The 12,468-nt window shown below is 72.3% G+C and carries 11 protein-coding genes; 3 read left to right on the forward strand and 8 right to left on the reverse strand.

Features of this window, described 5'->3' with window-relative positions:
- Window positions 1–12 precede the first annotated feature (12 nt).
- The 6 genes from IF19_RS0125795 to IF19_RS0125820 all read right to left on the reverse strand — a co-directional run bounded on the left by IF19_RS0125795 (window position 13) and on the right by IF19_RS0125820 (window position 5,125).
- On the reverse strand, window positions 13–630 hold the full coding sequence (locus IF19_RS0125795; protein WP_030113251.1) for a winged helix-turn-helix domain-containing protein: 618 nt from the start codon (window positions 628–630) through the stop codon (window positions 13–15).
- A 194-nt stretch (window positions 631–824) separates the two neighbouring features.
- Window positions 825–1,820, reverse strand: coding sequence for a glycine betaine ABC transporter substrate-binding protein (locus IF19_RS0125800; RefSeq protein WP_050492994.1), 996 nt, complete (start codon window positions 1,818–1,820; stop codon window positions 825–827).
- Complete coding sequence (locus IF19_RS0125805; protein WP_030121300.1) at window positions 1,817–2,683, reverse strand: ABC transporter permease; 867 nt, start codon at window positions 2,681–2,683, stop codon at window positions 1,817–1,819. Before IF19_RS0125805 ends, IF19_RS0125800 begins: the two co-directional genes overlap by 4 nt.
- Window positions 2,680–3,945, reverse strand: coding sequence for a betaine/proline/choline family ABC transporter ATP-binding protein (locus IF19_RS0125810; protein ID WP_030113247.1), 1,266 nt, complete (start codon window positions 3,943–3,945; stop codon window positions 2,680–2,682). The genes IF19_RS0125805 and IF19_RS0125810 overlap by 4 nt, the downstream gene beginning before the upstream one ends.
- Window positions 3,938–4,585 (reverse strand): ABC transporter permease, encoded by a 648-nt coding sequence (locus tag IF19_RS0125815; RefSeq protein ID WP_030113246.1) that lies wholly within the window; start codon window positions 4,583–4,585, stop codon window positions 3,938–3,940. Before IF19_RS0125815 ends, IF19_RS0125810 begins: the two co-directional genes overlap by 8 nt.
- A 66-nt stretch (window positions 4,586–4,651) precedes the next feature.
- Window positions 4,652–5,125, reverse strand: coding sequence for an Lrp/AsnC family transcriptional regulator (locus IF19_RS0125820; RefSeq protein ID WP_030113245.1), 474 nt, complete (start codon window positions 5,123–5,125; stop codon window positions 4,652–4,654).
- 122 nt (window positions 5,126–5,247) lie between these two features.
- Here IF19_RS0125820 and hppD point away from each other — a divergent pair, with 122 nt between their 5' ends.
- Window positions 5,248–6,393: a 4-hydroxyphenylpyruvate dioxygenase gene (gene hppD / locus IF19_RS0125825; protein WP_030113244.1), complete on the forward strand. Its 1,146-nt coding sequence runs from the start codon at window positions 5,248–5,250 to the stop codon at window positions 6,391–6,393.
- Between the two features lie 97 nt (window positions 6,394–6,490).
- Here the strand turns inward: hppD and IF19_RS0125830 are convergent, their stop codons facing one another.
- On the reverse strand, window positions 6,491–8,191 hold the full coding sequence (locus IF19_RS0125830) for a tetratricopeptide repeat protein (protein WP_030113243.1): 1,701 nt from the start codon (window positions 8,189–8,191) through the stop codon (window positions 6,491–6,493).
- A 98-nt stretch (window positions 8,192–8,289) separates the two neighbouring features.
- Between IF19_RS0125830 and IF19_RS0125835 the strand changes: the two genes are divergently transcribed.
- Window positions 8,290–9,657 (forward strand): FAD-binding oxidoreductase, encoded by a 1,368-nt coding sequence (locus IF19_RS0125835; RefSeq protein ID WP_030113242.1) that lies wholly within the window; start codon window positions 8,290–8,292, stop codon window positions 9,655–9,657.
- 22 nt (window positions 9,658–9,679) lie between these two features.
- Here IF19_RS0125835 and IF19_RS0125840 read toward each other — a convergent pair whose 3' ends face one another.
- Window positions 9,680–10,165, reverse strand: coding sequence for an SsgA family sporulation/cell division regulator (locus IF19_RS0125840; protein ID WP_030113241.1), 486 nt, complete (start codon window positions 10,163–10,165; stop codon window positions 9,680–9,682).
- 248 nt (window positions 10,166–10,413) lie between these two features.
- On the opposite strand from IF19_RS0125840, the gene IF19_RS0125845 reads away from it, so the two are divergent.
- On the forward strand, window positions 10,414–12,342 hold the full coding sequence (locus IF19_RS0125845) for an RDD family protein (protein WP_030113240.1): 1,929 nt from the start codon (window positions 10,414–10,416) through the stop codon (window positions 12,340–12,342).
- Window positions 12,343–12,468: the final 126 nt, after the last annotated feature.

Consider the following 12,468-nt stretch of genomic DNA (forward strand, 5'->3'; position numbering starts at 1 on the left):
GTGTCCGTGCGGTCACTCGGAACGGCGTGGGAAGAGGTGCAGGTGCGTGCGGACGACCGCCGAGTCCTCGGTGTCCTCGGGCACGGTGTCCCGGTAGCTCTCCACCAGCTCGTGCATCTTCCGGGACAGCTCCATCGCCAGCTCCGGGGTGAGACGGATCTTGAAGTCGCTCATGTCCCAGCTGCGTTGCCACGCGTCCGACCAGTCGCCCACGGTGCCCAGCCAGGCGTTCAGCTCCTCGGCGTGGGAGGTGGCCGTCTCGTGCAGGACGAAGTCGATGGCCCCGCGCACCGCCGGGTCGGCGTGCTGCCGGAAGGCGGAGCTCTCGAAGACCGAGCCGTCGTGGACCGAACGCCACCAGCGCTCGCGACCCTTGCCCAACTCCGGTGCGTCCTCCACCAGTCCGGCCTCCGCCATCTGGCGCAGGTGGTAGCTGGTCGCTCCGCTGGACTCGCCGAGGCGCTCGCCGAGCCCGGAGGCGGTGGCCGGGCCGAACTCGCGCAGCGCGTTCAGCAGCCGCAGCCGCAGGGGATGGGCGACGGCGCGCAGGGTGCGGGCGTCCACGTTGTGGATCCGGCGGTCGGTGCCGTCGTGGCGGTAGGGGCGGGGGTCGGACTCGTTCTCGGGCATGCTGCGACCTTAGAGTTGCAAAGGAAGCTTTGCAAGGCTTTTTTGCAACGTGTCCTTTGCAACTCTTCTGCGGCTCCTCCAGGCTCCCGGTTCCTCCCGGCGGCTCCTCCCGGCGGCTCCTCCCGGCCCAGCCGGCACCCGCCGCCCCGCCGCCCCCGCGCCGCCTCATCCGCCCCCGAAGCCCGTCCGCGGCCTCACCCCTCCTCGATGAACCCCTCCTCCACCAGCCACTCCTTCGCCACCTCGTGCGGATCCTCCCCGTCCACGTCCACCTTGGCGTTGAGTGTCTGCGCGACCTCGGTCGTCAGCTTCCGGGCGAGCGGGTCCAGCAGCTCGGCGATCACCGGGTACTTCTCGAACGTCGCCTCGTGGACGACCGGGGAGGCGTTGTAGTTGGGGAAGAAGTTCTTGTCGTCCCGCAGCACGTCCAGGTCCATCGCCTTGATGCGCCCGTCGGTGGTGAACACCTCGCCCAGCAGGCAGGAGTCGGACTCGGAGACCTGGGTGTAGATGATCCCCGCGTCCATCTTCCGGATGTTGCCCGCCGGGATCTTCATCCCGTACTTCTTCTCCATGCCCGGCAGCCCGTCGTCGCGGGAGGCGAACTCGTTCTCCACGCAGATCGTCACCGCCCCCGGGTCCTTCTTCGCCAGCGCGGCCACGTCCGAGAGCGTCTTCAGCCTGTACTTCGCGTTGTTCTTCTTGCTGATGGCCAGCGCGTACGTGTTGTCCAGCGGGGCCGGCGGCAGCCAGATCACCCCGTTGCCCTTGTCCTCGTCCCGTACCGCCTCGTACTGCTTCTTCGGGTCGACGATCGGGTTCGCGTGGCCCAGGAAGGTGATCCAGCCGGTGCCGGTGTAGTCCCACTGGGCGTCGGCGTCGCCGTTGATGATGGCCTCGCGGGCGCTGATCGAGCCGGGCAGGTTCGTCCGGTCGATGACCTCCGCCCCGGCCGCCTTGAAGACCAGGCCGGTCATCTGGCCCAGGATGATGTTCTCGCTGAAGTTCTTCGACGTCACCGTCAGGGTCGCGCCCTTGAGCGGCTCGCCCCGGCCGACCGAGCCCGGCGACACGTCGTCCACCATCGGCGAACCGCTCTTGAGCCCGCAGCCGCCGAGCAGCAGGGCGAGGGACAGGGCGACGGAGCCGCCCGCGAAGGCCCCGCGCCGGGGACCGTACGTACGCCTCATCGCTCCTCCAACCCGCGCGGGGTCAGCGCCAGTTCGGCCAGCGACGCCAGCCAGTCCACCAGCAGCGCCAGCACCACCGTGAGCACCGAGCCGATGATCAGTACCGGCATCCGCTGCGTCTGGATGCCCGAGGTGATCAGGTCCCCGAGCCCGCCGCCCCCGCCGAACGTGGCCAGCGTCGCCGTACCGACGTTCAGCACGAGCGCCGTCCGGACGCCCGCCAGGATGAGCGGGATCGCCAGCGGCAGCTCCACCCGCAGCAGCACGCCCCGCCCGGACATCCCCATCCCGCGCGCGGCCTCGATCATGTTCGGGTCGATCGCCCGCAGCCCCGCCACCGTGTTGGAGAGCACCGGGAGCACCGCGTAGATGACGATGCCGATGATCGCCGTACGCGGGCCGATGCCCAGCCAGATCACCAGCAGCGCCAGCAGGCCGATCGCCGGGGTCGCCTGCCCGATGTTGGCCAGCGCCGTGAACGCCGGGGCCGCCCTGCGCAGCCGCCGGCGGGTCAGCGCGATGCCCAGCGGGATCGCGATGATGAGCACCCAGAACGTCGAGATCGCCGTCAGCCGGACGTGCTGCCACCAGCGCAGCTGCACATTGCCGCCGGTCAGCGAGTTCTTCGCGATCGAGTCCAGGTGGACGTTGGTGATCCACACGTACGTGAGCGCCAGCACGACCACCAGCACCACCGGCAGGACCACCAGCTTCCGCCAGGTGATCCGCCGGGCCGGCGCGGCCGGGGCGGGGGAGGGGTCGCTCTCCTCGTCGTGGAACGCGTGGCCCTTGACGTCGTGTTCGCCCGGCGGCCGGGTCGGCGACGGCTCCTTGCCGGAGCGGGCCTGGTGGCTGGGGCTCATACTCCGCCGCCACCCCCCTCCATCTTCTGCTCCGTCCGGTGGACGCGCTGCTCCTCCAGCTCGTGCTGGTGCTCCATCGCCGTGAGCCGGTCGGCCTCCAGCAGCTCCTGCACGTTGTCCATCAGCGTCTTCATGTCGACGACCCCGATGAACTCGCCGCGCCGCCCGGTCACCGCCACCCGGCCCCCGCTGTCCGTCAGCACCGCCTCCAGCGCGTCGTGCAGCGTGGCGTCCCGGGTGACCGTGTCGTGCACCAGCTGCCCGGCCCGCGCCAGCGAACCGCGCGCCCGCATCAGATCGCCGCGCCGCAGCCACTTGTACGGGCGGTTGCGGCGGTCCAGCATCAGCAGCTCGTTGTGCGGGCCGTTGCGCAGCTTGTTGAAGATCGTCTGGAGCGGGTCCTCGACCGTCACCGTCGGGAAGTCCGCGATCCCCACGTCCCGTACGCGGGTCAGGTTCAGCCGCTTCAGGGCCGCGCCCGCGCCGACGAACCCGGAGACGAAGTCGTCCGTCGGATTGGTCAGGATCGCCTCCGGGGTGTCGAACTGCGCGATGTGCGAACGCTCCCGCAGCACCGCGATCCGGTCGCCCAGCTTGATCGCCTCGTCGAAGTCGTGGGTGACGAACACGATCGTCTTGTGCAGCTCGTGCTGGAGCCGGATCAGCTCGTCCTGGAGGTGGTCGCGGGTAATCGGGTCGACCGCGCCGAACGGCTCGTCCATCAGCAGGACGGGCGGGTCGGCGGCCAGCGCCCGCGCCACGCCCACCCGCTGCTGCTGGCCCCCGGAGAGCTGGCGCGGATAGCGGCCGTGGAACTCGCGCGGGTCCAGGCCCACCAGGTCGAGCATCTCCTCCACCCGGTCCTTCACCCGCGCCTTGGACCAGCCGACCATCTTCGGGACCAGCGCGATGTTGTCCGCGACCGTCATGTGCGGGAAGAGCCCGGAGGACTGGATCGCGTACCCGATCTTGCGGCGCAGCTTTACCGGGTCGATGTCGGTGACGTCCTCGTCGTCGATCCGGATGCGGCCCGACGTCGGCTCGATCAGCCGGTTGATCATCTTCAGCGTGGTGGACTTCCCGCAGCCGGACGGGCCGACGAAGACCACGGTCTCGCCCGCCCGGATGTCCATCGACACGTTCTCGACGGCCGGGTTCGGGTTCCCCGGATAGCTCTTGGTGAGGTTCTCCAGCTGGATGGAGGCCCCGGAGGCGGCGCCCACGTCCGCCACGCGAACGGCCTCGGTCTCGGTCTCAGGCACGGATCCCCCTCGGGATGGTCAGCCGTCCCAGCAGGACGTACGCGGCGTCGAAGAGCAGGGCGAGGACGACGATGCCGAGCGTGCCCGCGAGGACCTGGTTGATCGCGTTGGCGCTGCCCAGCGAGGCGATGCCCCGGAAGATCTCGTTGCCGAGGCCGGGCCCGGAGGCGTACGCGGCGATGGCGGCGATGCCCATCAGCATCTGGGTGGAGACCCGGATGCCGGTCAGGATCGGCGGCCAGGCCAGCGGCAGCTCCACCCGGCACAGCCGTGCGATGCGCGACATCCCGATGCCCGTCGCCGCGTCCACCAGCGACGGATCGACGCCCCGCAGCCCGACGATGGAGTTCCGGACGATCGGCAGCAGCCCGTACAGGGTCAGTGTGATCACGGTCGGTGCGACGCCGAGGCCCACCAGCGGGATCAGCAGACCGATCGCGGCGAGGGAGGGGATGGTCAGGATCGTCGCCGTGGAGGTGATCGCCAGCGAGCCGCCCCAGCCGCTGCGATAGCTCAGCACGCCGATGACCACGCCCAGTACGGTGGCGATGACCATGCACTGGAAGACCGCGCTGACGTGCTGGAACGCATCCGTCAGCAGCTGCTGGTGCCGGGTGTTCAGATACTCCCAGAAGCTCACACGGCACTCCCTCGGGTCGGTCGGCGTTCAGGCGTCCGGGTCATCCACTGCCCGGATTCCCCCAGCTCAGTCGGGGTCCCCGGCCGCCTGTTCCACCAGCGGGATGATCCGCAGCGGGACCGGGTTCTCCATGACGATCGCCGTGGAGGCCCGGACGATGCCATCAAATCCGACAACCCGGTCGATCACCCGTTGGAGATCGGCGTTGGAACGGGCCACCAGGCGGCAGAACATGTCGCCGTGCCCGGTCGTGGTGTGCAGCTCCAGTACCTCCGGAACGCCGCCCAAGTGCGCCCGTACGTCCGCCCCTTGGCCCTGCTTGATCTCCAGCGTGGCGAACGCGGTGACCGGGTATCCGAGCGCCGCCGGGTCCACGTCCGGCCCGAATCCCCGGATGACGCCATTCGATTGAAGCCGGTCCAGCCGCGCCTGCACGGTCCCGCGCGCCACCCCGAGCCGCCGGGATGCTTCGAGGACGCCGATCCGCGGTTCCCGTGCCAGGAGCACGATGAGCCGCCCGTCCAGATGATCGATCGCCATGACGCCGCCTCCGGTGGTCAGCCTGTACAGATAGTCCGGCCATCATGGCGACCGGCTGCGCATATTGACCAGTGAATGCGCAAACTATTGCGCACCTTGCGATGTGGGGAGAGCCTTCGAACATGACTGAGACTCTGCACACCAGCCCCGAAAACGCCCGGCAGGCCGATCCCTTCCCGGTGAAGGGAATGGACGCGGTCGTCTTCGCCGTGGGCAACGCCAAGCAGGCCGCGCACTACTACTCGACCGCCTTCGGCATGAAGCTGGTCGCCTACTCCGGACCGGAGAACGGCAGCCGCGAGACCGCGAGTTACGTCCTGACGAACGGCGCCGCCCGGTTCGTGTTCACCTCCGTGATCAAACCGTCCACGGAGTGGGGCACGTTCCTCGCCGACCACGTGGCCCAGCACGGCGACGGCGTCGTCGACCTCGCCATCGAGGTCCCGGACGCGCGGGCCGCGTACGCGTACGCCGTCGAGCACGGCGCGCGCGGCATCACCGAGCCGCACGAGGTCAAGGACGAGAACGGCACGGTCGTCCTCGCCGCCATCGCCACGTACGGCAAGACCCGCCACACCCTGGTGGAGCGCTCCGGCTACGACGGCCCCTACCTGCCCGGCTTCTCGGCCGCCTCGCCGATCGTCGAGCCGCCCGCCAAGCGCACCTTCCAGGCGATCGACCACTGCGTCGGCAACGTCGAGCTGGGCCGGATGAACGAGTGGGTCGGCTTCTACAACAAGGTCATGGGCTTCACCAACATGAAGGAGTTCGTGGGCGACGACATCGCCACCGAGTACTCCGCCCTCATGTCGAAGGTCGTCGCGGACGGCACGCTCAAGGTCAAGTTCCCGATCAACGAGCCGGCCATCGCGAAGAAGAAGTCGCAGATCGACGAGTACCTGGAGTTCTACGGCGGCGCCGGCGTCCAGCACATCGCGCTCGCCACGAACGACATCGTCGCCTCGGTCCGCGCGATGCGCGCCGCCGGTGTGCAGTTCCTGGACACCCCGGACTCGTACTACGACACCCTCGGCGAGTGGGCCGGCGAGACCCGGGTGCCGGTCGAGACCCTGCGCGAGCTGAAGATCCTCGTCGACCGCGACGAGGACGGCTACCTGCTGCAGATCTTCACCAAGCCGGTCCAGGACCGGCCGACCGTCTTCTTCGAGATGATCGAGCGCCACGGCTCCATGGGCTTCGGCAAGGGCAACTTCAAGGCCCTGTTCGAGGCGATCGAGCGCGAGCAGGAGAAGCGCGGCAACCTCTGACCCGTACCCCGGTACGGAACGCGCCGCCGCGGCCCGGGGCAGTACCCCGGACCGCGGCGGCGTCCTCCCGTCATGAGCGCCCGCCGCCGCGCCGGACTCACGCGCCCCGCGCCACCGGGGCCGCGCCGTCCGACCCGGACTCCTCGGGCCTCCCCGGCGTCTCCCGCGACGCGGAGGGGGAGGGGGAAGAGGAGGGGGCGGCGGGCGCGGAGGCCGTGCGGGACGGCGCCGGCGCCGGGGCCTGGGGCTTCTTCGGCTCGGGCGTCACCTCGCGCCTCACCTCCGGTTCGGGGGCCGGCGGCGGAGACGGCCGCATGTCGCCCGGACCGCCCGCCGGCGGCTCGCCCAGCGCGTCCAGGGCGTCCCGGGCCAGCGGCGCGGCGAGCGGCGAGAACGCCGGATTGGTGCGCACCGCCTGCTCCAGGTTCCGGCGCGCGGGGCCGTAGCTGCCCAGCTCCCGCTGGATCGCCCCCAGGTGGTACGCGTACGAGGCGTTCCGCACGCCCGTGTCGGCGGCCCGCCGGGCGTACTCCAGGCCCTCCTCGGACTCCCCCGCCCGGTGCAGCGCCCAGCCCAGCGCGTCCGCCACCGCCGCGCTGCGGTGCTGCCCCCGCCACTGGGCGCGCAGCAGCTCCACCGCCGCGTCCGGGTCCCCGTGGTCGGCCTCGAACCGGGCCAGCACCAGGGACTCGTCCACCCCGGCCCTCTTCGCCGCGGCCACCATCTCGCGCAGCCTCGCGTACTGGGTGCGGGCGTCCCCGTCCAGCCCGAGCGACGCGTACAACTCGCCCAGCTCCAGCGCGTACTCGGGGCGCGGCAGCTTCTCCAGCGCGCTCTGGTACGCGGACAGCGCCTCGTCGGTGCGCTCCAGCGCCACCAGCGCCCGCGCCCGGCCCGCCGACGACGCGTGGTGGCCGGGATCGGTGCGCAGGGCCGCGTCGAACTGGGCCAACGCCTCCGCCGCCTCGCCCCGCTCCCAGGCCAGCTCGCCCAGGCGGTGCAGCGCGTCCGCCTTCTCGGCCGGCCGCACCGCCCGGTCCGCCGCCTCCCGGGCGGTGGCCAGGGCGTCCTCGCGCCAGCCCTGGCCCCGGTACAGGTCGGCGGTGCGGGCCAGCGCCGGGACCCCCTTGCGCAGCTCGCCGAACTTCTCGGTCGCCGCGGTCGCCGCCTGCTGGTCGCCGAGCCCGGTGTAGGCGTCGATGAGGGCCGGGTACACGCTCCAGGTCTTCGGCTGCCGCTTCTCCACGCTCTCGCCCCACCGCTTCGCCGCGAGGAAGTCGTGCCGGGCGTTGGCCAGGGCCGCCAGCCCCACCCACGCCTCCCCGTTCCCGCGCTCGCCCGGCCGCGCCTCCAGCGACTGCTCCAGGGCCCGTTCGGCCCGCGCGTAGTACGCCGGATCGCCCGACCGCCGCGCCCACTCCACGTACGCCGAACCCAGCACCGCCAGGGACGGGGCGTCCTCCGGATGGGACTCCACCCACTTCTGCCGGTCCCCGATCAGCGCCGTCAGGTCGGAGAGCGAGGCGGGGGAGCCCGCGGCCGCCGCCGCCTCGGCCCGCTCGACCGGCCCCGGTTCCGCCGGCTTCCCGCCCTCCCGGCCGTCCACCGCCACCAGCGCCCCGGCCAGCAGCACCCCGGCCGCCACCGCGCCGAACGCGGCCCGGCGCAGCGTCGTGCGCAGGGTGGGCGGCGGCGGAGGCACGGCGGTGGCGCCTTCGGCGGGCAGCGCGTAGGGGTCCCCGGGGGGCGGCTCGGGCGGCTGGCGGGACTCCGGACCCTGTTGCGGCATGACATCCATGGCCATCACTCTGCGTCAGTCATACGAGCACACTGCGCGTTGGGATCGTCTCCTGCTCACGGGTTCACACCATTGGCCCCGGGTGCCACGCTTGGATCATGAGCGATCTCCTCGAACGGCTGCGCACGGGACTGCCCCCCGAGGCGCTGATCACCGACCCGGACGTCACCGCGTCCTACGCCCACGACATGGCGAGCTTCTGCGCGGCCGGCACCCCGGCCGTCGTGGTCCTCCCGCGCACGGTCGAGCAGGTCCAGCACGTCATGCGCACCGCGACCGCGCTGCGCGTCCCGGTCGTCCCGCAGGGCGCCCGCACCGGCCTGTCCGGCGCGGCCAACGCCACGGACGGCTGCGTCGTGCTCTCCCTGGTGAAGATGGACCGCATCCTGGAGATCAGCCCGGTCGACCGGATCGCCGTCGTCGAACCGGGCGTCGTCAACGCGGTGCTGTCACGCGCTGTGAACGAACACGGGCTGTACTACCCGCCGGACCCCTCCAGTTGGGAGACGTGCACCATCGGCGGCAACATCGGCACCGCGTCCGGCGGCCTGTGCTGCGTGAAGTACGGGGTCACCGCCGAATACGTCCTGGGGCTCGACGTCGTCCTCGCCGACGGACGGCTGCTGACCACCGGCCGGCGCACCGCCAAGGGCGTCGCCGGATACGACCTCACCCGGCTCTTCGTCGGCTCGGAGGGCAGCCTCGGCATCGTCGTCAAGGCCGTCCTCGCCCTCAAGCCGCAGCCGCCGCAGCAGCTCGTCCTCGCCGCCGAGTTCCCCTCCGCCGACGCCGCCTGTGACGCTGTGTGCCGGATCATGGAGCGCGGTCACACGCCGTCACTCCTCGAACTGATGGACCGTACGACCGTGCGTGCCGTCAACGCGCTGGCCTCCATGGGCCTGCCCGAGACCACCGAGGCGCTCCTCCTCTGCGCCTTCGACACGCCGGATCCCGCCTCCGACCTCGCCGCCGTCGGAGCGCTCTGCACCGCCGCCGGGGCCACCGAAGTGGTCCCGGCCGATAATCCGGCCGAGTCCGAACTCCTGCTCCAGGCGCGGCGGCTGGCCCTCACCGCGCTGGAGGCCGTCAAGTCCGCCACGATGATCGACGACGTCTGCGTACCGCGCTCACAACTCGGCGCCATGCTCGCGGGCACGGCGGCCATCGCCGAGGAGTACGGCCTCACCATCGGCGTCTGCGCCCACGCGGGCGACGGCAACACCCACCCCACCGTCTGCTTCGACCAGGCCGACCCCGACGAGTCCCGCCGGGCCCGCGCCTCGTTCGACGCGATCATGGCGCTCGGCCTGGAACTGGGCGGCACCATCACCGGCGAACACGGCGTCGGCGTCCTCAAGAAGGAGTGGCTCGCCCGCGAACTCGGCGACACCGGCGTCGAACTGCAACGCTCCATCAAGGCCGCCTTCGACCCGCTGAACCTCCTCAACCCCGGCAAGCTCTTCTGACACCCCCCGTCCCCGGCAGCCCTCACGCCTCGCCGTCCTGCGAGGACGCCTCGTCCGACGACGACCACGGGTCGCTCAGCCACAGGTCGTCGGCGGGCAGCGGAGCCAGCAGCTCCGCCAGCGCCTCGTCCATCCCGAGCCGGTCGCTCTCGGTGCCCGGCGGCACCACGCGCAGCGTCCGCTCCACCCAGGCGGCCACGGCGGCCGACGGCACCTCCAGCAGCGCGTTGCCGTCGGGGGAGGTGAGGGCCACGCAGATGACGCTGCGGCCCGCGACCTTCGTCGGCCAGATCCGCACGTCCCCGTGCCCGCACGGCCGGAACACGCCCTCCACCAGCAGCTCCCGGGCGAACGTCCAGTGCACGGGCGACTCGGAGCCGATGTGGAAGGCGACGTGCACGGCGAACGGGTCGTCCGTGCGGTACGTCAGCCGGGCGGGCACGGGAATGGACCGCTCGGGGGACAGGACCAGCTTCAGCTCCAGCTCACGTTCCACGATGTTCATCATCGATCCGCACGACCTTCCGGTACTCATGGGCCGGTCCCGTGACCGTCCCGCACCAGGAGAGAGCGCCCTGCCCGCCAACTATGACGCGACTTCTCAAAAAAACTTTCCGGCGGTCCCGAAAGGGGCCCAAAGAGGCGGACCGGCCCGGGGGCGGGCGGCTGTCTGATAGATGTGGACCCTTGTATTGAGGCCGTCCGCCCGCAGCACCGGGGACGGCCTGTGGCCTCGAAGAGATACGGGACCCGCTGATGAGCGCGCCAACCCCGGCACCCGGTGACGAAAGCCCGCGCGAGGGCTACTACCCCGACCCCTCCATCCCCGGGTACGTCCGCTACTGGAACGGCGCCTCCTGGGTCCCCGGTACGAGCCGCCCCGCGCCCGCCGCGCCCGCGCCCGCCGTGCGGGACGCCCCGGCTGAGGAGACGGGCCCGATCTTCTTCGACGAGGAGGAGGCCGCCCTCCAGGACGGCCCGGGTGCTGCCTCCCCGGCACAGGAGCCGTCGGCAGCGGGCTTCCCGGCACAGGAGCCGCCGGGCGCGGGCTTCCCGGGGCAGGCGTCGTCGGGTGCGGTCGCGGGCGGATCGGGCGAACCCGCCGCGCGCCCGGGGGAGTCGGCCTCCGTGTGGCAGGCCGACACCGCGCGCCAGACCGGGTTCGGCGGCGAACGGGACCACCGGGTCGACTGGCCCGATCCGGCCGGGGAGCCCGCACCCGAATCCGACCGGTCCACGCCGCCGGCCGACCCGCGCGCACCGCTCTCCCCGGACCCGGCCGCCGGCGGGGCGCTGCCGGGGATGCGGGACGGGGGCGGCCGGCCCGCCGTGGAGCCCGTTGCGACGCGCCCGCCGGCCGAGGGGACGGTCACGCTCCGCGCGTCGGGCGCCCGTAACAGCGCCCCGGGGTCCGACGTCGTACGGTTCGGCTCCCCGCAGCCCGTGCCCGAACCGGCCGCCCCCGCGCCGGCCGCCCCCGCGCCGGCCGCCCCGGCCGAGCCCGCCGCGCCGCAGGGTCCGCAGAACCTGAGCGCGGCCCGGCACAGCATCGCCCCGGCGCCCGAGCCCCGGGCCCTTCCGGCCCCGGCGCGGCCGACGTCCCCTCAGGCGCTCCCGGCCCAGGCGCAGGACCGGCCGACACCGCATCAGGCGCAGGGGGCGCAGGCGGCTCAAGCGCACGCGGCACACCAGGCCCCACCGCACCGTCAGTCCCACCTGCCCGCACAGTCGCACACACCCCAGCAGTCGCACGCGCCCCAGCAGCCCCAGCAGCACCAGCCGTCCCTCGCGCCTCAGCAACCGCAGATGCCTCAACCGTCCCACCCATCACCGGCACCCCAGCAGTCACAGCCACCACACCAGGCGCACCAGCCGCAGCAGGCGCTTCCGCCAAGCCGGCCCCAGTACCCCCAGCCGTACGCCCCCGTGCAGCAGGCGTCCCTGCCGCAGGCGGCGGCCCCCGGCCAACTCCCCGCAGCCGCGCCCGCCCTCCCCGATCCCGTACGGACGCCGTCCGCCGCGCCCGCGCCCCACGCGGCCCCGCACACCCCGGGACCCGGCGGCGGTCCGGTCTCGTGGGCGCAGCAGGGCCCCGGGCCGGGCCGGCCCGAACAGCCGCACCTCCAGGGCGCCGACCAGCCCGTCGTGCCCTGGAAGCCCCCGGTCGACGACCCCTTCCAGCGGCTCGCCCGCGACCAGGCGTCGGCCCGGCCCGCCGGGCTCGGCAAGCGGTTCGCCGCCCGGCTGGTCGACAACCTGGTGCTCGGCGCGGTCGTCGGGGCGGCGGCGATCCCGCTGACCGTCCGCGCGCTCGACCACATCGACCGCAAGATCACCGCGGCGAAGGAGACCGGAGAAACCGTCACCGTCTGGCTGCTGGACTCCACCACCGGGTCCCTGCTGGGCGCTCTGCTCGCCGCCTTCCTGCTCCTCGGCTTCCTCCTGGAGGCGCTGCCGACCGCCAAGTGGGGCCGCACGCTGGGCAAGAAGCTGTTCGGACTCGACGTACGGGACATCGAGTCGCACGAGACGCCGTCGCTGGGCGCGGCCCTGCGCCGCTGGCTCGTCTACGGCGTGCTGGGACTGGTCGTCCTCGGCGTGGTCAACGTGCTGTGGTGCCTGTTCGACCGCCCCTGGCGGCAGTGCTGGCACGACAAGGCGGCCCGGACGTTCGTGGCGGGCTGAGCCCGCGTCAGACCGCCGCCCGCCCACCGGACAGGCGGAGTCGTCCTATATGACGAACCGGCCGGACGGGTGGAGACATGCCGGTGGATACCCGTATGCCACCGCCCGTCCCCCGAACGCCCCTGA

The sequence above is a fragment of the Streptomyces californicus genome, assembly GCF_000717645.1.
Taxonomy (GTDB): Bacteria; Actinomycetota; Actinomycetes; order Streptomycetales; family Streptomycetaceae; genus Streptomyces; species Streptomyces californicus.